At 41.1% G+C, this 21014-nt stretch carries 20 protein-coding genes and 2 riboswitches; of the genes, 14 read left to right on the top strand and 6 right to left on the bottom strand.

All coding sequences use genetic code 11. The annotated features are described in order from the left end of the window. The first annotated feature begins 30 nt into the window (after positions 1–30). From RM368_RS02670 to RM368_RS02650, 5 genes are all read left to right on the top strand, one after another. A complete protein-coding gene (locus tag RM368_RS02670) occupies positions 31–186 on the top strand; it encodes a DUF3285 domain-containing protein (protein WP_094350437.1) in 156 nt (51 codons plus the stop codon). A 78-nt stretch (positions 187–264) separates the two neighbouring features. Then, positions 265–753 carry an rRNA maturation RNase YbeY gene (ybeY, locus tag RM368_RS02665; protein WP_416211823.1) on the top strand — a complete coding sequence of 163 codons (489 nt, stop codon included), beginning with the start codon at positions 265–267 and terminating at the stop codon, positions 751–753. A 153-nt stretch (positions 754–906) separates the two neighbouring features. Next, positions 907–1362 (top strand): diacylglycerol kinase family protein, encoded by a 456-nt coding sequence (locus tag RM368_RS02660; protein WP_322692605.1) that lies wholly within the window; start codon positions 907–909, stop codon positions 1360–1362. A gap of 475 nt (positions 1363–1837) precedes the next feature. Next, positions 1838–2437 (top strand): aminodeoxychorismate/anthranilate synthase component II, encoded by a 600-nt coding sequence (locus tag RM368_RS02655; RefSeq protein WP_322692604.1) that lies wholly within the window; start codon positions 1838–1840, stop codon positions 2435–2437. 3 nt (positions 2438–2440) lie between these two features. After that, positions 2441–3208, top strand: coding sequence for an MBL fold metallo-hydrolase (locus tag RM368_RS02650; protein WP_322692603.1), 768 nt, complete (start codon positions 2441–2443; stop codon positions 3206–3208). 119 nt (positions 3209–3327) lie between these two features. Here RM368_RS02650 and RM368_RS02645 read toward each other — a convergent pair whose 3' ends face one another. Then, a complete protein-coding gene (locus RM368_RS02645; RefSeq protein WP_322692602.1) occupies positions 3328–4569 on the bottom strand; it encodes a VCBS repeat-containing protein in 1242 nt (413 codons plus the stop codon). Positions 4570–5246: 677 nt separating this feature from the next. On the opposite strand from RM368_RS02645, the gene RM368_RS02640 reads away from it, so the two are divergent. Then, complete coding sequence (locus tag RM368_RS02640) at positions 5247–6557, top strand: aminopeptidase P N-terminal domain-containing protein (RefSeq protein WP_322692601.1); 1311 nt, start codon at positions 5247–5249, stop codon at positions 6555–6557. 180 nt (positions 6558–6737) lie between these two features. Here RM368_RS02640 and RM368_RS02635 read toward each other — a convergent pair whose 3' ends face one another. After that, on the bottom strand, positions 6738–7928 hold the full coding sequence (locus RM368_RS02635; RefSeq protein ID WP_322692600.1) for a HAMP domain-containing sensor histidine kinase: 1191 nt from the start codon (positions 7926–7928) through the stop codon (positions 6738–6740). 415 nt (positions 7929–8343) lie between these two features. Next, a riboswitch (cyclic di-AMP (ydaO/yuaA leader) is annotated at positions 8344–8580 on the top strand. A gap of 97 nt (positions 8581–8677) precedes the next feature. On the opposite strand from RM368_RS02635, the gene ntrB reads away from it, so the two are divergent. From ntrB to RM368_RS02615, 4 genes are all read left to right on the top strand, one after another. Further along, positions 8678–9529 (top strand): nitrate ABC transporter permease, encoded by an 852-nt coding sequence (ntrB, locus tag RM368_RS02630; protein WP_322692599.1) that lies wholly within the window; start codon positions 8678–8680, stop codon positions 9527–9529. An 84-nt stretch (positions 9530–9613) separates the two neighbouring features. Next, positions 9614–11056 carry an ABC transporter substrate-binding protein gene (locus RM368_RS02625; protein ID WP_322692598.1) on the top strand — a complete coding sequence of 481 codons (1443 nt, stop codon included), beginning with the start codon at positions 9614–9616 and terminating at the stop codon, positions 11054–11056. A 54-nt stretch (positions 11057–11110) separates the two neighbouring features. Beyond that, positions 11111–11947 carry a nitrate ABC transporter ATP-binding protein gene (locus tag RM368_RS02620; protein WP_322692642.1) on the top strand — a complete coding sequence of 279 codons (837 nt, stop codon included), beginning with the start codon at positions 11111–11113 and terminating at the stop codon, positions 11945–11947. A 16-nt stretch (positions 11948–11963) separates the two neighbouring features. Then, positions 11964–12180: riboswitch (cyclic di-AMP (ydaO/yuaA leader) on the top strand. Between the two features lie 195 nt (positions 12181–12375). Beyond that, positions 12376–12996 carry a universal stress protein gene (locus RM368_RS02615; RefSeq protein ID WP_322692641.1) on the top strand — a complete coding sequence of 207 codons (621 nt, stop codon included), beginning with the start codon at positions 12376–12378 and terminating at the stop codon, positions 12994–12996. Positions 12997–13331: 335 nt separating this feature from the next. On the opposite strand, the gene RM368_RS02610 is transcribed toward RM368_RS02615, so the two are convergent. Next, a complete protein-coding gene (locus RM368_RS02610) occupies positions 13332–13544 on the bottom strand; it encodes a high light inducible protein (RefSeq protein WP_322692597.1) in 213 nt (70 codons plus the stop codon). A 43-nt stretch (positions 13545–13587) separates the two neighbouring features. Beyond that, positions 13588–13788 (bottom strand): high light inducible protein, encoded by a 201-nt coding sequence (locus RM368_RS02605; RefSeq protein ID WP_322692596.1) that lies wholly within the window; start codon positions 13786–13788, stop codon positions 13588–13590. Between the two features lie 724 nt (positions 13789–14512). Between RM368_RS02605 and RM368_RS02595 the strand changes: the two genes are divergently transcribed. The 4 genes from RM368_RS02595 to RM368_RS02580 all read left to right on the top strand — a co-directional run bounded on the left by RM368_RS02595 (position 14513) and on the right by RM368_RS02580 (position 19764). After that, complete coding sequence (locus tag RM368_RS02595) at positions 14513–17626, top strand: MFS transporter (RefSeq protein ID WP_322692595.1); 3114 nt, start codon at positions 14513–14515, stop codon at positions 17624–17626. A 290-nt stretch (positions 17627–17916) separates the two neighbouring features. Continuing rightward, entirely contained in the window at positions 17917–18189 is a 273-nt protein-coding gene (locus RM368_RS02590) for a hypothetical protein (protein WP_322672721.1), read from the top strand. Positions 18190–18466: 277 nt separating this feature from the next. Beyond that, entirely contained in the window at positions 18467–18709 is a 243-nt protein-coding gene (locus RM368_RS02585; protein ID WP_322692594.1) for a hypothetical protein, read from the top strand. Between the two features lie 113 nt (positions 18710–18822). Then, complete coding sequence (locus RM368_RS02580; protein ID WP_322692593.1) at positions 18823–19764, top strand: alpha/beta hydrolase family esterase; 942 nt, start codon at positions 18823–18825, stop codon at positions 19762–19764. A gap of 12 nt (positions 19765–19776) precedes the next feature. On the opposite strand, the gene RM368_RS02575 is transcribed toward RM368_RS02580, so the two are convergent. After that, positions 19777–20607 carry a dienelactone hydrolase family protein gene (locus RM368_RS02575; protein WP_322692640.1) on the bottom strand — a complete coding sequence of 277 codons (831 nt, stop codon included), beginning with the start codon at positions 20605–20607 and terminating at the stop codon, positions 19777–19779. Positions 20608–20693: 86 nt separating this feature from the next. Continuing rightward, the gene (locus RM368_RS02570) at positions 20694–21014 is read right to left on the bottom strand and encodes a hypothetical protein (RefSeq protein ID WP_322692592.1); all 321 of its coding nucleotides are present in this window, start codon (positions 21012–21014) and stop codon (positions 20694–20696) included.

Genomic DNA, 21014 nt, shown 5'->3' with positions numbered 1-21014 from the left:
AGTTATAAAAGAGTCTGTAGACAAATAACTATGAGCAACTCACCTTCAACAGAACCTCAACCTAGCTACGTCAAACTTGCCATGCGAAACATGGTGCGGAAGGGTGGAACTTCTTTAAAGCATTTTGGATTGACTGCTGTAGGGCTTTTAGCTCTGCTTGTTGGTCTTGCTTACCTCACTCACTAACGACTAATCGTAAACCTCAGACAAGGAGACTGTGTGCCCCTGAGAGTTGAACTATATGTGGAGGAGTATTTTTATGAGTTGTCCCCGACAACATCTGTAAAAATTGACGAGACTAATGCCCGAATTACCCCTGAAACTTGGGAAAACTGGTTTAATCACTGGTTGGAAATACTTCACCCTCAGATTCCACCAGCGCCAAGTTATGAAATTGGACTGCGTTTGACAGATGACTTGCAAATTCAAGAACTGAATGCTCAATATCGTCAGCAAAATAAGCCGACAGACGTTTTAGCCTTTGCTGCTTTGGAGGTGGATTTTCCTCAAAGCAAAGAAATGCTTGCCTCTGTACCATTATACTTAGGTGATATTATTGTGTCTGTAGATACAGCACAGCGCCAAGCTCAACAACAGGAACATAGCTTATCAACTGAGCTAGCTTGGTTAGCTGCTCACGGTTTATTGCACCTGTTGGGCTGGGATCATCCTGATGAAAAAAGTTTGGAGCGAATGTTAAAACAGCAAGTGGGATTGCTGAATGCAATAGGTATTGCTATTGACATGGAATAGCAGTAATTGAAGTATCTCTTAATGTTAATTTTGGGTAATACTTTTATAATACTTCTGTGGAAATTTGCTTAAAGATTGCCTCAAAGTTAATTCTGCCATTAAGATCGGCGAATATTCCCACTGTAGCAACTCTGTTCTTGTGTTTTTAAGTCTATGTCCCAAAAAATTTCTCCATCACCAACGCCTACCTCGTTACAAACACTGGTGTCTAACGAACGGGAATTCTCCTGGAAAGTAGCCTCTAATTTATTTATTAGTTTTAAATATGCTTGGGCTGGAATCAGCTATAGTTTTCAAACTCAACGTAATTTTCGCATCCACGTAAGTGTTTGTGCAATGGCTATCGCTTTAAGCGTTTTTTTGCATCTGCAAGCGGTGGAAATAGCGGTAATTGGTATAACTAGTGGCTTAGTTTTAGCATTAGAGTTACTAAATACAGCGCTTGAGTCTGTTGTGGACTTAACCGTTAAGCAGACATACCATGATTTGGCAAAAATTGCTAAAGATTGTGCGGCTGGTGCAGTGCTTGTCTCTGCTTTCGTAGCGATGCTAGTAGCAGGTACGCTATTGCTCCCTCCTCTGGTAAGGTTAATTATATCGACTTTGTAGAGGTGATTTGCTCGAACGTAGCCCGCACTTCTCTATGAGACGCTGCGCGTAGCTTGCTTTCACGAACGCGAACAGCGTGCTGTAGGCAAGTGTACGACAAAGTTCAGTGACCACCGCAGGCATTGCAACAAGTGAGCCGATCAGAGGATCTGTCCGATCCCCTAGAGAACACATTATAAGCAATTTAAAATTGAACAAGTGGCTTATCAGAGAATAGCCGCTTCATATTTACGTGTCCACTTTAGGGTTATTTTTACATCTAGCGAACAAATAAATAAGTAGGCAAGAATAAATCAAACTATGTTATGCAATCTGAAATTAATTAAATTGGTTCATAGCAACCGACTTTAACTCTATTTTAAGGGCTAAAGTTACTTACTACAAACCTTTAATTATTCACGCCCACTCACTTAGTATGAGATATTTGTCTATGCTGTTGCAACTGATGAGTGATAGAAGTTAGGAGTTATAAACTTTGATTATAGTTATCGATAATTACGATAGTTTTACATATAATTTAGTGCAGTATCTGGGAGAATTGGCATCAGAGTTCCCAGTGGCAGATGATATTAAGGTTTTTCGTAACGACAAGATATCCATAGATGAAATTCAGGCATTAAAGCCGGACGCTGTAGTTATTTCTCCTGGGCCTGGTCGCCCGGAAGATGCTGGCATTTCTTTAGAATTGATTGAACAGCTAGGACAAGAGTTACCAATTTTAGGTGTCTGTTTGGGACATCAAAGCATTGGTCAAGTGTTCGGTGGTACAATAATTCCTGCTCCAGAGTTGATGCATGGCAAAACCTCTCAGGTATCTCACACTGGAGTGGGGGTTTTCCGGGGATTAGAAAATCCTCTGACCGCCACCAGGTATCATAGTTTGGTAATCGAACGTGAGACTTGCCCAGATGTGTTAGAAATTACCGCTTGGGTTGAAGATAACACCATTATGGGAGTGCGACACCGGAACTATCCTCACATTCAGGGCGTCCAGTTTCATCCAGAGAGTGTCCTGACATCTTCAGGAAAACAGTTATTGCGAAATTTTCTCCAACAGTTACAGTCAAGAGCATAATTAATGAAACGACGACAGTTGATGGGCTATGCTGGGGCGGGGTTGGCCACAGCTTTAGTTACTACTTTGGGTTCTGAATCTCAAGCTGACGCACAATCTAGCGGTTTATCAGTTCAGTGGTTGGGTCATACTTGCTTTCTTTTTACTGGTGGCGGTGCGAAAGTTCTCGTCAATCCATTTCGGTCAATCGGTTGTACTGCTAAGTATCGTCCCCCAAAAGTTGCAGCAGATTTGGTACTGATTAGCAGCCAACTGCTAGATGAAGGTGCTGTGGATGTACTACCAGGAAATGCAAAACTCATCTATGAACCAGGAGTTTATGAGTTTAAAGGCATTAAGTTCCAAGGAATTGCTATAGACCACGATCGCAAAGGTGGTAAGCAGTTTGGCTCAAATACTGCTTGGAGTTGGAAGCAAGGCGGAATTAATATCCTACACTTAGGCGGGGCTGCTGCACCCATTTCTATTGAGCAAAAAATCCTGATGGGGCGTCCCGATGTGGCATTTATTCCAGTGGGAGGCAGTGCAAAAGCCTACAATGCTGAGGAAGCAAAGCAGGCTGTTCAAGTATTAAATCCCAAGTTAGTTATTCCGACTCATTACCGGACACAGGCTGCTGATGCTGCTAAATGCGATCTTTCACCAATAGATAATTTTCTAACCTTAATGCAAGGTATGAAAGTGCGGCGTAGCAGTACAGATAGTATTTCTATTAGCCCTAAAGATTTGCCGGAGAATGGCGAGATTCAAGTTTTAAGTTACAAATTTTGAATAAAGGGGACTGGGGATTGGCGACTAGGCAAGAAGCAGAGGAAGCAGGGGGAAAATAATGACTCCTGCCTCCATCTCCTGAATTCTGAATTCTGAATTCTGAATTCTGAATTCTAATTTTAGAACGTATACCACTCTCCGGTCAGCTTATCTGCGTCGCTGATGGGAGTCTCAACTGCTGTCGTTTCATTTATAGTCCAAATGTTGTCTGTACCTGCTGTCTGATCGCGCCAGTAGATATCAGTCTTGCCATCGCCATTGAAATCGCCAAGAGATGGTGTCAAGGCCGCGTTATTAGCTGGTAAGAAAGCTTCAGTCGCAACTGTTGTGCCATCCATCAACCAAGCGGTATTCTCACCTGTGGTGCCATTGTGCCAGAAGATATCAGTCTTGCCATCACCGTTGAAGTCACCAATTTTGGAAGTCCAGGATGAGTCAAGTGTGCCCAAAGCACCCTCTGTGACTAAGATGCCATTCATCGTCCAAACCTTATTTTCACCTGTTTGGGCGTTTCTCCACAGAATGTCTGTCTTAAAGTCGCCGTTGAAATCACCAAGGCTAGGAGTCCAGGCGGCATCTTGTGATTGTAGAGCAAATTCAGTCTTTTGCGTCCCATCCATAAACCAAGCTGTGTTATCGCCTGTTGTGGCATTGCGCCAGAAGATGTCACTCTTACCATTGCCGTCAAAATCAACAATGGTAGGAGTTAATGCTGGATCTGTATTGTCTAGAACCGTTGCATTCAGAACTGTACTGCCATCCATCTCCCAAATAGCATTCTCGCCAGTTGTGGTATTATGCCAGAAGATATCGGTTTTGCGATCGCCATTGAAATCGCCAATCTGAGGAGTCCAAGCTGGATCGACGCTACTTAGAGCAGCTGCACTACCAACTTTGGTGCCATCCATCAGGACAACGCTATTCTCACCGGTTGTCTTATTGCGTAATAAGAAGTCGGTTTTGCCATCAGCATTGAAGTCAGCAATTTTGTAATCATAGGCGGATAGGTCAAATTGACCCAAAGAACCCTGTTCGATAACTTTTGTGCCATCCATCAACCGAATGATAATCTCACCAGTTGAAGAATTGACCCAAACTTTGTCTGTTTTGCCATCACCGTTAAAGTCAGGAGTAATCGCCGCACTAGTTAAGTAAGGATTAGGATTGGGATTTGCTGACGTTTTAACAGGCACAGTCACTGGTTGACTTTCTAGTGCTAGTGAAGAACTCTTATTTCCAAACCCCAAATCATAATTTAAACTCTTAAGAGAATTTGTCAATATTTCTGATTTTGCAAAAGAATCTGATGCTAATCGAGATGTATTCAAAGCTAAGGGTGAGGAATTTTGATGTTCAGGCATGGTGAATTTTTATTATTGGCTGTCATATTTATTTAACTTTTTTTGGCAATCTATTTCTGTAACGAAATAACATTTACCTGGGTTTCAATTTGTTTTTATAACTATTTTTTCTTTATTAATGTCACTCTTTGAAGATAAATATTTGTTTGTTTTAAACTATTATTTTAAAATTTACAAGTTCTATATAAGCATTTGCCAAATATGTTTTGTAATCTATATATGATTATTTATAGATAAAAATTATTACTTTATCTATCTTCTTTGACATTTGAAGGCTGGATCAAAAATCTACCTACGAATCAGAAAGTTATTCTATGTTTAATTAGATAAAATTAACTAAGATAGAAGCGATCGCTACATTATTCCTAATATATTTTGTTTGTATAATCTTACCTTTGATGAAATACCAAATTTTGTATAAAATAAACGTTTAAAACTTATTTAACTTCATGAATATCCTAAAATCTTCGATAACAACAAGATCCCCGACTTCTTAAAGAAGTCAGGGATCTGAGTCTTTCCAGATAATTGATTATTCTCCACTGATTTATAACTTGAGTGGAAACAAATATTGGTTAGAATAACTTAGATTAGCAGCTACTAAGAAGCATCATCTGTGCATTTGTTAGTTGCTAAAAGTGTCAAATAATACTATACTTTTTAAAAGTACATCAACTATGCAAGCAGAATATCGGCAGCGTCGCGAGCAATTAATGGCAAAAATTGGTGATGGAACAGCCATTTTTCGCAGTGCGCCAATGGCAGTGATGCACAACGATGTCGAGTATGTTTATCGCCAAGAAAGTGATTTTTTTTACTTGACTGGTTTTAATGAGCCACAAGCAGTAGCAGTGTTAGCGCCGCATCATTCAGAACATCGGTTTGTGCTGTTCGTCCAACCAAAGGATCGCGAAAAGGAAGTATGGACTGGTTATCTTTGTGGGGTAGATGCAGCAAAAGAAATTTATGGTGCTGATGAAGCGTATCCCATTAGCGAGTTAGATGAAAAGTTACCGCAGTATTTGGAAAAAGCTAGCCGGATTTACTATCACTTAGGACGCGATCGCACTTTTAACGACCAAATTCTAAGACATTACCAAAGTTTATTGCGGACTTATCCGAAGCGCGGTACAGGGCCGATCGCTATTGAAGATACTGGCCCTGTCCTCAACAGCATGAGATTGATCAAAAGCGAAGCTGAGTTGGAATTGATGCGTCAAGCAGCTGCGATCGCCACTGAAGCACACAATTACGCTCAAGAAATTGCTGCACCGGGACGTTATGAGTACGAAATCCAGGCGGAGATGGAACGGATCTTTCGAGTCCGGGGTGGAATGGGGCCTGCTTATCCTTCGATTGTGGCATCTGGTGTTAATGCTTGCGTACTCCATTACATTGAAAATAATCGTCAAATGCAGGATGGAGAATTACTGCTCATTGATGCTGGTTGTGCCTATGGTTATTACAACTCGGATATTACCCGGACATTTCCAGTTGGAGGTAAGTTTACGCCAGAACAAAAGACATTGTATGAGATTGTTTTGGAGGCGCAAAAACAAGCGATCGCTCAAGTCCAACCAGGTAATCCTTTCAAGTTAGTTCACGATACAGCAGTGCGCGTTCTCACAGAAGGTTTAGTCGAACTTGGCATTCTCAAGGGTGAAATTGATAAGTTAATTGAAGAAGAGAAATACAAACCATATTATATGCATCGTACCAGTCATTGGTTAGGTTTGGATGTCCATGATGTCGGTGTTTACCAGCATGGTGAAGACAAACCACAAATTTTACAACCAGGTCAAATTTTGACAGTGGAACCGGGACTATATATTGTGCCAGATACCAAACTAGCAGAAGACCAGCCACAGACCGATCCTCGATGGGTTGGGATTGGCATTCGGATTGAAGATGATGTGTTAGTTACATCTGGGGGACATGAGGTGTTAACTGCGGGGGTTCCCAAAGAAATAGATGAAATCGAAAAATAAAAAATGGGGATGGTAGACATCATCCCTAAGAGGATGTTTGTAAAGCCCCGGCGATTGAAATCGCGGCTATACAGACTTGTGTTGAGCGGAGTCGAAATACAAAACCCACCTTCGTGGGTTTAAAACCCTTGATTTTGTATTAGTCCACGGAGGTGGACTTTGCTTGTGTTACCGTGACTTTTAAAACTCCACTTCTAAAGGAAAAATTGCGGTGAAAGTAGAACCAACGCCTACTTGTGAGGCTAGGTTAATTTGACCTTGCAATAGTTTTACTAAACGCGAGACGATCGCTAATCCCAATCCTGTACTATCAGGAAGATAGGGGCGATCGCTAGAACTGACGCGAAAGTAGGGTTCAAATATCTGGGCTTGGTTTTCGGGTGCAATGCCAATTCCAGTGTCAGAAACTGCGATCGCCCATCTCTGCTTCTCCAACATCTGACACATGATAATAATAGTCCCCGACTCTGTATAACGAATCGCATTACTAAGAAGATTTGTAATAATCTGTTGCAACTGAAACGAATCTGTGATTAATTTTTCAGGGATGCGATCGCAATCGACTACAATTTGTAAATTTTTTCCCGCAGCTAAAGGTTCCAACATTTGACAGATATTATCGATTAATTCCCGCACATCGGTAGGCGCTAATTGGATTTTTGTCTGTCCTGCCTCATAGCGGGAAAGTTCTAGTACATCATTGATTAAATGGAGTAACTGTCTACCATTGCGTAGTACCCGCTCAATATGTTCTAAATTGCTAAAGTTGTCTTTTATATCAGCCTTTCGTCGTTGTTGGCGTAAAAATAGATCCGAATAACCAATAATAGAAGTTAGAGGATGTTTTAATTCGTGGGCTAGTTGGGAAAGATACTCTTGATTGGCGCTAATTAACCGCGTGAGTTCTTCATTGTGGAGCGTTAGTGATGCTTGTAACTTCTGTAATTCCCGCAAGCGTTCTTCAACATAACTCTTGAAACATCGAGCGATCGCTTCGTCTAGGATAGCGTCAATCAAACGCATAGAACGAATTATCTCTACAGGTGTTCCCTCCAATAAATCTGCTTGTAGAGCATCAAGTATTATTGTTCGCAGCAGATGATATTCTCTAGCGATTTCTGCTGGATCAAAGCCTTGTTCGGCACGAATAGCTCCATGCTGAAAACTGGCAGTAACTATTGACTGAATGTCATTATCCTGAAATTTTGAAAGCACTGTCACCATAGCTTTCAAAACATCAGGGACGTGATCCTTTACCGCTGTATAAGATAGGTCATCAGCACTTTCAATCCGTCTATCCTTGCGAACCGCTAAAATCCATTTATCAACGATGGTATCCGTTTTCTCAGCCAGTAATTGACTAAAATCCATTATGTTAAATTCAGCTAAAAGATAGATGAGTGAACTTCCATATCCAATTAGTTTAGCGAGTGCGGTCGGTTTTTACCAAATTTAACAATATAGTTCACCTACCAAAAGGAATATATTATATATGTTATTTTGTTTGCTAATTAAGTAGCCGTATATAAAATTTTATCGGTATATTTTGTTTTCTATTAAAAAATATTAATTAAGCACGTAATATTCTTGATACTGACTTGAATATATTGTTTAGCTGTCTGTGCAAGGAGTTCACTCACAACACAACTAGATATACAGGTATTATTTATTGCTGTTAGCTAGTTATTAACATTTAATTTAAGTATTAAAATAAACAACAATTATCATAAGATAGATGGCTTTTACTGAGGATCGATGTTATATTGTGCATAATTTAGTATCCATTAGAGTAAGTCAGCCTAATTCGGCGTGTCACAGTACATAACGCTGGAGCGGAGGAACCAAATTGTGGGGCGTATCTCATAGAAAGTGATGAGTTGGAAGTAAGGAGTTAGAAGTTAGTTTACTAAATACTTAAATTTGTAACTCATAACTTATAACTCATAACTCATAACTTTCTTGTGAAGGGCATCTCTCAGCCCTAGCCCGTCAGCTAACTTCGTAGGCATTGAGAGGAGACTGAAGAGACGGCATTTTTATAATGTTCCGATCTCATCGGTGTCCAAGGCTGGTACTGCTCGGATTTTTTGTACCTGCACTTAAATCTGTTGAGGTCGTAAATGATATTTCAACTAAATTTGGCTGCGATCGCGGCGATCGCTGGACAAGCTGCTTGGAAAAAAACAAAACCTGTTATTGTCAGGGATGTTTTCTTTCTACCTATATTGGGTTTCTTGGGAATAATTGTGTTGTGGTGGATTGTTGCACTTGCCAACCATGAATTGATGCCCACCCCACCAGAAGCTTTAATCGCTAATCTAGACTATATTTTAAATCCCTTCTATGAGCGAGGCCCAGGCAACTTAGGAATTGGTTGGTTGTTGATAGCAAGTCTGCGTCGAGTATTAATAGGCTTTTTGTTGGGTGCGCTAGTAGCGATTCCTCTGGGGTTTCTAATTGGCATGTCAAAACCGGCAATGCTAGCGCTTAATCCGATCGTGCAAATTTTTAAACCTGTATCGCCCCTTGCTTGGCTACCCATTGCCTTAGCAATTTTCAACTTAGCAGAACCTTCAGCCATTTTTGTCATCTTTATTACTTCCTTATGGCCAACAATTATTAATACCGCCTTAGGAGTTTCTAGCGTTCCACAAGATTATTTAGATGTGGCACGAGTTTTGGGAATGCCGCATTGGCGACGGATTACAAAAATAATTTTGCCTGCAAGTTTACCGTATATTTTTACGGGCTTACGAATTAGTTTAGGGATAGCTTGGCTGGTTATCGTTGCTGTGGAAATGCTCACAGGCGGTATTGGTATCGGCTTTTTTGTTTGGGATGAATGGAGTCGCTTAAATTTAAGTTCAGTCTTTTTAGCTGTGTTCATAATTGGCTTAACTGGATTGATTCTTGATTACGCTGTGGGCAAAATCCAAGAATTAGTAACTCGCCGTCCTACAGCTTCTAACTAATTAAACTTTTTCTGCCAAGACATCAACATACTGATTAACTGTGCGCTTTCGTGCGAGCAATTAATCACCAATGGAGCTACAAAAATGGGTGATAATAACTGGACTCGACGAGACTTTATCAAAGGAATCGGAGCAACCACAACCGGAATAGCGTTATCTTCCTGTGCGATTTCAGGAGATAGATCCGCCAAAGGACTAACTGAAGAAGCCTTAGCTGTACAACCAGTAGTTAGATCGCAAGACCTAGAAAAATCCGATTTGACCATTGGTTACGTTCCCGTTAATGATTGTGCGCCATTTGCGATCGCCTGGAAAAAAGGCTTCTTTCGTAAGTATGGTTTGAACGTCACACTCAACCGCGAAGCCAGTTGGGCCACTTCCCGCGACGGTGTAATTTTTGGTCGCCTGGATGCTTCACCTGTAGTATCCGGTGCCGTCACTAACGCCAGAATTGGTGCCGAAGGCGCACGCCACGCCCCCTTATGTGCAGCCATGACCATTCACCGCCACGGTAACGCCATGACAATGGACAAAGCCATGTGGGATTTTGGGCTGCGTCCGTGGTATGAGTACCAAGAACAATATGGTGATGGCGCGCTAGAAGCCTTTGGGCGCGATTTCCGAGGCTACTTTGACAAGCAACCGCCAGAAGGCAAAGTTTGGGCGGTTGTTTTGAGTTCCTCCATTTACGAATACTTTATTCGTTACTTATCCGCTGCTGCGGGTGTCGATCCGCTTAAAGAGTTTCGGATCATCATCGTTCCGCCCCCGCAAATGGTAACAAACGTGCGGATTGGTGCGATGCAAGCTTATATGGTTGCAGAACCCTGGAATACACGAGCAATAACAGGTAACGAAAACATCGGCTTTACCTTCGCCCAAGGTAAAGAAGTCTGGTTGGGACACCCAGATCGTTTATTGGGAGTAATGGAATCTTTTATTGATAAATATCCCAAAACTTATCGTTCCCTCGTCAAGGCGATGATTGAAGCTTGCCAATATTGCAGCAAAGTAGAAAACCGCCAAGAAGTAGCCGAACTACTTACAGAACGTTCCTTTACAGGTGCTAGACCCAAAAAAAAAGATGCCCCAATCGCGAAATTTACAAGTCCCGGAATTCTTGGCAACTATAACTATGGCGGCTTTGACGGCAAAGACCGCACCATCAAAGCTGCTGACACCACGATTTTCTTCGATATTCCTGACAACCTTCCCAAACAGCCAGGAGAACACTCAACATTCTTATGGAGATCGAGAAGCATCTGGTTAATGACACAAGCAGCACGATGGGGACAAATTCATAAATTCCCTAAAAATGCCGAGAAACTAGCAGAACTTGGCTGGAGAACAGATTTATATCGGGAGATAGCGTCTGAAATGGGCATTAAGTGTCCCAAGGATGATTACAAGGTCGAACCACCAGAAGTATTTATAGATAAGAAAGGCTTCGACCCCAGCGATCCTGTGGGTTATCTGAATAGTTTTGCCATCAGGGCTAATGCTCCCACTCGCTTTTTCATGTCTTAAATTCCAAGTTGAAATTTTGATTGATGACTAAATTATTTCCGGAGCATTTTGATGATGGAATATACCTCATTACCTATTAATACCCAAACTGAAGTCATGCCCCGGAGGGGATTTTTAGAAATTGAAAATTTAGTCAAGTCTTATCCGACACCAGATAAAGATAACTTTGTCGTTTTAGATGGGGTTAATCTGACGATTGATGAAGATGAATATATTTCTGTAATTGGTCACTCAGGTTGTGGGAAATCAACTCTACTAAAGATAGTAGCTGGTTTAGAAAAAGCCACTTCCGGCTCAGTCAGGCTAGATGGGAAAGAAATTCGTCAGCCGGGAGCCGAAAGAATGATGGTATTTCAGAACTATTCACTGTTACCTTGGTTAACAGTGCGAGAAAATATCCGTTTAGCCGTGGATGAAGTGTTAAAAAATGCTAATCGCTCTGAAAAAATCAGCATTGTAAATCAACACTTGGCAATGGTAAACTTGACGGCGGCGGCTGACAAATATCCCGATGAAATTTCTGGAGGTATGAAACAAAGAGTAGGTATTGCCAGAGCCTTAGCTATTCGTCCCAAAATGTTGCTGATGGATGAACCTTTTGGGGCACTAGATGCACTAACTCGTGGTAAATTGCAGCGGCAGGTATTGGATATTTGGGAAAATAATCGTCAAGCAGTGATGATGATTACCCACGATGTAGACGAAGCAATTTATATGTCCGATCGCATCGTTTTGATGACCAATGGCCCAGCTGCTAATATCGGGGAGATTTTAGAAGTTCCTTTTGAGCATCCACGCGATCGCGCCGCCATGCGAAACTCAAAAGAGTATTTTGAACTCCGCAACCACGCCTTAAATTTCCTCGATCGATATTTTGCCCAAGACGAGTAAATTAGATTATCATTTTTTTAGCGGGTAGCCTAATTCAAATCCATGAAAGCTGCATTTGGAACGGAGGAACCATATTGTGGGGCGTATCTCATAGAAAATGAGGAGTTAAGAGTCAGAAGTTAATAAATATTAATATTAACTCAACACTCAGCACTCAGGACTCAGCACTTCTAAGAGAGAGACACCTTCCAGTCTTAGCCCGTCAGCTAACTCCGTAGGCAATGGAAGGAACCCCCAAGACCTTGGCTGTAATACAGTTATTATTGGGGTTTCCTTGACTAATTTAAGATTTGAAATTTTGGTTATCGTCACTCAATCTAAAATCCTTCGACTGAGCCTAGCCGAAATTCAAAATATAAAATTGGTCGCCCTGCTTCTCATTGCTAATTCATTTCATTAGGAGAAGTAAAGCTGTGCAAATTAAGCCAATGTTAGCACGTCTGCAAAGTGCCACAGGCCGAGATGACTTAATTGAACAAATGGTACTGTTGCCACAACCAAACAAACCTTTTTTTAAAAAACCTCAAAAGGCGAAAGCAGTTAATCTGATTGTTGCTTATGATGCATCTCCCAACAGTCATACGGCATTAGATATTGCCTTTTGGATTGCCCATCAAACGCGTTTGGCCACCAATACAGAAGTTACAGTTCAAGCCGTTTATGTAGTAGAAAATAATCAAAGCAATCAGTATCCAAATATCTTGAGTTTTCCCCAACAACAATCTTCATTAGAATGTGAAGTTAGTGAAGTATCGAAGTCTGTCGCACAGGTATTGACTCAACCTAAATTACAGACAGCGATCGCTCCTCTACAACAAGCAGATATAATTCTCTGGCAAGCCCGGAGTTTAGCTGAAGAATGGCAGGGTTCTTTCAAATCTCATTTGCGGTTTGGCTGCATTTCTACAGAACTTCGCAAAGTTGTTGAATCAGAAGCGGCTGATATTCTGTTTCTAGGTTGCAACTCTGTCAATCATCCGATGATTGAAGCACTAGGTTCTAAATTTCCCTGTGCTGTTTTGGGTATTCCCAGTAGTATTGATGAATAATCACTCTTTAAAATTTCAGTAATTTTTGTCAAATTTTGATCGGAGAAAAGTCACCTACTTGTAAGTGACTTTTTTGCCACTCAATAAATAAACTTTGAAAGGTCATATGTGGAAAACTGGCAAGCATTTGTAGAAGCCAATGCAATACTGCTAAGGCTAAAAAATCAAAATGTATAGGTTGGGTTTTGTTACTCAACCCAACCTACAAATTAACAATCTTGGTAAATTTGCCAAATTGGTGCAATATTGTACCGTCTCTGAATGAGAAGCGCTATAAGCACTTAAGTGCTTACTACAAACATATCTTAACCTGTCATAATGCTTGTGGCAGACGACTAGTAGCCGATCAGATGTAAAACGTCGCGCAGGACACTATAACCAGCTAAATCCCAAAGCAAATAGGCAAGAAAACCAATAGCTGCCAAGCGACCATTCCAAATTTCGGCTTGGGGTGTCCAACCAAACAAAAATGCATTGCGGTCTATGCCATTGTATTCCGGTGCAACAGCTGGTAAATCAGTAGAAGAACGAGTTTCTTGAGTTGCCATTTTTTTCTCCAATATCTAGTGATTTTTCAAGTGTTTAATATTTCTAGTAGCCAACTATGTGTAAAACGTCACGAACAACGCTATAGCCAGCTAAATCCCAAAGCAAATAAGCAACAAAGCCAATAGCCACCAAGCGACCGTTCCAAATTTCGGCTTGGGGTGTCCAGCCAAACAAAAATGCATTACGGTCTATACCGTTGTATTCCGGTGCAACAGCTGGTAAATCAGTAGAGGGACTTTTCATTGTTTTTTCCTTCCTAATCAAGTTGGTTTTTATTCTTTAAATACTCTCGTAACCAATCAAGTACAAAACTCTATAGCTAACTAAATCCCAAATTAAATAGGCAAGAAAGCCAATCATTGCAAAACGACTGTTTAAAATGTAGGCTTGAGGAGTTTAATCAAACAGAAAATCATTGCGATCGCAACTATTATATTCTGTTGACATTATTAGCAAATCTCTAGAAAAAGGAGTTGCCATTTCCTTGCCCTTAACAATTCGTTTGTTAACTTTAATGTAGCTATTAATAACTAGAATGCTTTCTGTCTATAGGCACAAAAGACAAGCACTTCTTCTGACCGATGCTCAAACGTATTATTATAAATAAATCCACCTAGAGAGGGTGATAAAAACAGATATTGAAATAAATCTAAACTATTTGAAAGCAAACTATTTTTTAAATAGCGTTACTCACTATAAATTAAACAATTAAAATTAAAATTAGCAGTAAATAAGTAAGATTGCTTGCCATTGAATTATGTTCTTTACCAAGAGATAAAAAAAGTTATATCTTCCGCTGTATGAGGGTTTCAGCCTTTGGAGAGATGCTTTAAAGACGTAAATTCTACGATTGTGATCTAAAGAGTTAGGTATTGCCATAGGTACAAACATAATAAATACTAAGAGTTGCTTCTCAAAAAATTCTTAATTCCCCCAAATTTAAACTTAGTAGGTAGAAGGAAATCCAATGTTCCAAAGTACGGAAATCATGGTGGGACTCTATAAACCACTATTGTGGTTAGCACAGGTTCCAGTAGAACGCTCAAACGTCACACCAGAACAAGCATCGGTTCTCTTTTCGGGGCCACGCTTTTTTGTGGCTTTAATCTCCGGCGTGATTCTTGCCTTTGCTTTCCAATTAGTTCTAACTAATCTCTCCCTTGCAGCCGGTATTTCCTACCTGGGGCACTCATCTGACTCGGATTCAGATAATGGAGAAGTCGGAAGTTTGGGCGGCAGTATTCGCAAAATCGGCACAGCAGTGGGAATTTGGACATTAGTCACTGTGACTGTCGCCTTATTAATCGCTTCTTACCTAGCAGTAAAATTGAGCCTTGTAATCTCAGACCGAGGATTGGGAGCGACTCTCGGCTTAGTGATTTGGGGTGCTTACTTTTTGCTCTTAGTTTGGGTAAGTTCCACCACCGTAGGCTCCTTAATTGGCTCAGTTGTGAATACGGCAACATCTGGGTTTCAAGCGATTATGGGGACTGCTACCGCCGCACTAGGTGCGAAAGCTGTAAATAACCAAGTGGTAGCCACAGCTGAAGCCGCCGCCGCCGCTGTCCGTCGAGAACTAGGAAGCGCCATCGACCCCGTAAGTATCCGGGAAAACATTGAAGATTACTTAGATAAGATACGTCCTCCAGAACTCGATGTGTCAAAGATTCGGAGTGATTTTGAAAATTTACTCAACGATCCGCAATTCAAAGCGATCGCTGGGACTCCAGATATCCGCAACATCGACCGCCAAAAGTTTATCGAGTTAGTCAGCAGCCGCACCGATCTTTCCAAAAAAGACGTTAGCCGCATTGCTGATACCTTGTATAAAGTTTGGCAGCAAGTGGTAAGTCAGCAACCAGCCACCCAAGACCGTTTGGGTGAATTGATGGATTATCTGAAATCACTTCCAGCAGGACAAAATAAGACAGATGAACTCAACGCCAAGTTGGATCGGTTATTAGCAGAAAAGGGTGGTTCCAAAGAATCTGACCAAAAAACTGCTTCAGGGCCAATTCAAAGTACTCTCCAGCAAGGATTATCTGCCTTAACTGGCATTGTGTTGGGCCGTGCAGATTTGTCTGATTTGGATGTGGAAAAAATCTTAGGTAGTCTTACTAGCGCGAAAGATAAAGTCACCGAACAAGCAGATAAGTTAGGCTTGCCAACACCGTCACAACCCTATAGCCCAATTCGGGCTGATGTCGAAAATTACCTGTATAATACTTATGCTTGGCAACTGAGTCCAGAAAGAATTGCACAGGAATTTCATGATGTTATCTACGACCCAGCAGCCGATCCTGGAATCGTCCGTAGGGAACTAGAACGACTATCCCGCAATGATTTCGTCAAAATTTTGCAACAAAGAGGATTGCTGACTCAAGGTCAAATTCAACGCATTGCCAATCAGCTAGAAACTGTCCGCCAAGAAGTGCTAATAACAGTCAGAGCTATTGAAGAAAGAGATATAGTCCAAGACTTGCAACGCGCAGTAGAAAATTATCTGCTCGTGACTCCCAAGGCAGATTTGACACCCGAAGGCATTGAGCAGAATTTTAAACCACTGTTGGAAGACTCAGAGGCAGATTATGAAACTCTGACATTGCGGCTAGCGCACCTTGACCGCCAAGAAATTCGGCAGATATTGCTACAACGTAATGATGTCCAGTTATATGAAGTAGATAGCATTGTCGATGAATTGGAAAAACAACGCGATCGCGTTTTGGTAGAATCCAAAGGACTAGCAGAACAGGCACAATATCAAGCAGAAACCCTGTGGCTGAATGTAGAATCATATCTGCGTAACACTGGCAAATCAGAACTGAATCCTGATGGCATCCGCGCCGACTTCAAAAAGCTACTAGAAGATCCGCAAGCTGGAGTTAGCTCAATTCGGGCGCGCTTGTCTCGCTTTGACCGCGATACCTTAGTACAGTTGTTGAGTCAGCGAGAAGATTTGAGTGAAGATCAAGTTAATCAAATCATCAATGCTACTGAGGAGTCATGGTATAATATTCGCCACACACCTCAAATTGTAGTCGATAAAGCTAAAGAGCAATACGACTCTGTGACGACAACGATCGCAGATTATCTCCGAAATACTGGCAAACAAGAACTCAATCCTGAAGGTATTCAGCGAGATTTGAACAAATTGTTTGAAAATCCCAAAGAAGGAGCCGTCGCATTGCGCCGTCGGTTGTCGCGGGTAGACAGAGATACACTGGTGAAATTGCTCAGTCAACGCCAAGACTTGAGTGAAGAACAAGTCAATGAAATTATTGATTCCACCCAAACTTCGATTCGTAACTTTGTGCGTGCGCCTCGTCGTCTAGCTAGCCGTACACAACAAAGAGTAGAATCATTCAAAGGTTATTTGGAAGAGTATCTGCGTCAAACGGGTAAAGAAGAACTCAACCCAGAAGGTATCAAACGCGACTTGCAATTATTGTTGCACGATCCGCGAGTGGGCGTAGAAAGTTTTGGCGATCGCCTTTCCCAGTTTGACCGTGATACCATCATCGCCCTGCTGAAAATTCGAGAAGATATTTCTGATGAAGAAGCAGCACGGATTGCCGATAATATGGTGTCCGTAAGGGATCAATTTGTCGAACAAGTACGCAGCATTCAACGGGGCATTCAAGATGCAATTGATGGGGTTTTTGCCCGCATTCGTAACTATCTCAACTCCCTGGATCGCCCAGAACTTAACTATGATAGTATTAAGCGCGATATTCGCACAGTTTTTGACGATCCCCAAGCGGGTTTTGATGCCCTGCGCGATCGCTTGTCCTCCTTTGACCGTGATACCCTAGTGGCAATCATGAGTTCTCGTGAGGACATCTCCGAAGAAGATGCCAACCGAATCATCGACCAAATTGAACGGGCGCGCAACACAGTATTACAACGTGCAGAACGCATACAGCAGGAAGCCCAACGCCGTCTAGAACAGGTAAAGCATCAAGCACAGCGGCAAGCAGAAGAAACCCGCAAAGCCGCAGCTACAGCAGCGTGGTGGCTGTTTGCCACAGCATTTGTCTCCGCCATTTTCTCTGCATTAGGAGGAGCGATCGCTGTAGTTTAACAAGTTGTCTCCGCTAACTTTTCAGCCTCCCATTCTGGGAGGCTTTTCTATTTTAAGTACGTCGAGAATAAAGAAATACGCATTGGTATTTGTGTAATTATGTCTTTCAATATAGTCATATATGAATATCCTTTACTGCTCTAATCTCAGCAATTAGATGGGTGAAAATAGAATTGGTTTAATGTTTTAATTTTTTTAAATAACTTGCAATTAAATCTCAGCCTATTATCAATAAATTACTCTGTAATTTTTGCAAGTTAATAATTTTACCTAAGTAGTAATTTCAAACAATGGAAAACACGTTAGTTGATAAAACCTTCCGTGACAGCAGTGGCAAAATTGTTGTGGCTCAAATGCCAAACCCCCCACTTATTCTTTGGATAGTAGCTAGTTTACTCACTCTAGTTTTTACAAGTGGTAAAATCAATACAGTGTTAGACTTTGTGGCAAATGGCGCATTGTTTACTTGGGCGTGGATGGAGCTATTTCAAGGCGTTAATTATTTTCGCAGAGCGCTAGGTCTTGCCGTATTAATTGGAATGATTGCATACAGAATTCAGTAAGTATACTTAATTAAGTAATCAATAATACTCAAAGGAGAATTCTAAACTCCTTTTTTTTGTCCAAAATTTAAAATGTGAATAAAGTCATACTGATATTATGACTTTATTACACTGTGTTTTCTTATTCAGCATTTTAAACTGAGAGCAATACAGCAAATCAATTAAGTCGTGTAACAAACAAAGCTTACTGTAAAGCTAATGAGTAAGAATATCTGTTCGCGAATTATTGATAAATGCTGTATAAAACTCAAGCAAATTAATTGATGGAGATTTGAATATGAAACGTATTTTATTAGGTACATTACTTGCTCTCCCATTTGCAATTTCCTCTTTACCGTCACAAGCATCAGCAGCAGAAATCATTGTCAGACCCAATGTTCATAGAACTGCTATTGTGCGTAAACCTGTTGTCGTCCGATACCAACGGAAGTTAATTCCTGCACATTGGGAAACAGTACGACGCGGTAACAGATGGGTTAAAGTTAGAGTTCCTGCTCGTTATGTAAATGTCAGAGTTTAATATCTAAATAGAGGCTAACAACTTTAGTTGTTAGCCTCTATTAGTTAAAACTTTATTGCGGAAGAAGACTTATAATTAAATACAAGTAGTTAACATAAGTCAATTTAATCAACATGAATATATCTCAAAAATCTCATCTTTTAAAAAAGCTTGTAATATTTGTACTAGGAATTAGTTTTGTAACAGCCTGCGATTCCATTCAGGCTGACGAAAAAAATATAAATAAAGAAAAAATCTTGATTGGTGATAATTATGGAGAATTATACGATCAAGGAAAGTTACGTACTTACTATTTTTACACTCCAAAATCTTATAACCGACACCGCCCGATACCATTAGTTTTAGTGTTTCATGGAGATGATAGTAATGGTCGGTCTATCAGTAACGTGACTCGCTTCAATAAATTAGCAGAGCAAAAAGGATTTATTGTTGTTTATCCAGATGGAATTGACCAAAAATGGAGTCTTAGAGGTAACGCTCAAGGAAAGGTAGATGATGTTTTATTTGTCAGTGCTTTGATTAATCATCTTCAGCAGCAGCTTAATATTGATAGTCATAAAGTTTATGCCACCGGTTTTTCTAGAGGTGGTATACTTACCCAAGCACTAGCTTGTAAGTTACCTGATAAAATTGCTGGCTTTGCATCAGTAGCTGGTTCGCTCCCAGTTAGACTCAAACCTAGTTGCCAGCCTCAAACTCCGATATCGATGTTAACGATCAACGGTACAAACGATCGCGATGTACTTTATGAAGGTGACGATCGCACTCAACGAGGAGCACTGGTTTCGATCTCAGACATGGTACAGTTTTGGCGATCGCACGATCGATGTACCTTATCAAATAAATCTCCAAATTTTTCTGAAGATAAAGTGAAAACCGCTATCTACACAGGTTGCAGTGGCAATTCCGAAGTTTGGCAGCTAGCGGTAGTCAACGGTGGACATTTCTGGCCTGGTGGTTCTTCAACTGACGAGAACCTAAACAAATTCAATGCGAAGTTGGGGCTGAACGCCAGTGAAACAATTTGGGACTTTTTTCAGCGTCACAGTTCATAAGTAGCTAATTTTTTAAACACCATTTTCCTTAAACCATGCCAAGAGGCGTTTCCAACCATCTTGAGCTTCTTGTTCGCGGTAGGAGGGGCGATAATCGGCAAAAAATGCGTGAGGTGCATTGGGATAGACGATAATTTCAGATTTGCTACTGCTAGACTTTAAGCGATCGCGCATTTGTTCTACTGTATCAACAGGAATACCTGTATCCTTGCCACCATAGAGTCCGAGAACGGGAACTGTCAGTTTTGATGCAATATCGACAGGATACTTGGGCTGAAGTTCGGTAGCATCGCCCACAAGTCGCCCATACCAAGCTACACCAGCTTTTACCTGGGGATTATGTGCTGCATATAACCAGGTAATACGACCGCCCCAACAGAAGCCTGTAATTCCCAATTTCTCGCCATTACCCTTAGCTGACTTCTTTGCCCAATTTACTGTAGCATCAAGATCGGATAATACTTGGGCATCTGGTACTTTGGCGACAATTGGACGAATTTCGTCTATATTGCTTAACTTCGAGACATCACCTTGACGGATAAATAATTCAGGTGCGATCGCTAAATATCCCAACCGAGCAAAGCGACGAGTGATATCCTGGATATGCTCGTGTACACCAAAAATTTCCTGAATTACCAGAACGATTGGGAAATTATCACCAGTAGCTGGTGCTGCTCTATAGGCAGGAATTTCGCCATCTTTGACAGGAATTTTCACTGCACCAGCTACTAACCCCTTGGCATCAGTAGTGATGACTCCGGCAGAAATGGGTTGTACTGCAAGGGCAAAACCTGTCGCCACTGTCGCTGTTGCAATAAATTTGCGGCGCGTTAGTTCTTTCATCATCTCTATGTTGAATTGGCGAAAACTTTTATTCTTTGTTATACGTACAATACTACGATAACAAATACTACAATTTATGAATCATTTTACTGTAATATTAGCTTCATTTGCTGTCTAAGTAGTTGTTGTATTAGTATTGTTGCGGTTACGCTGCCAAATTGCAATTCATCAAAATCCCTATTAATCCGTGTTTTGTACTTGCCTTTCGTGGTACATTTTTGGAAAGTGATGGTTCCTGATTTGATATCAGTCATCAACAGAACCAACGCTTCTGATACGCGACAACCAGTAAATAGGCAGATGCCAAACAGAGCGCGATCGCGTGGGGTCAAAAATCCCTCGGTGAATAATCGCCTTAATTCGTCTTTCCTTAATATTTTGCCTTGTCCATTGCCGTCTACTTTCAT

The sequence above is a fragment of the Nostoc sp. DedSLP03 genome (assembly GCF_034530815.1).
Taxonomy (GTDB): Bacteria; Cyanobacteriota; Cyanobacteriia; order Cyanobacteriales; family Nostocaceae; genus Nostoc.
Note: the sequence above shows the minus strand (reverse complement) of the source record. Positions and strands in the feature narration are given on the sequence as shown.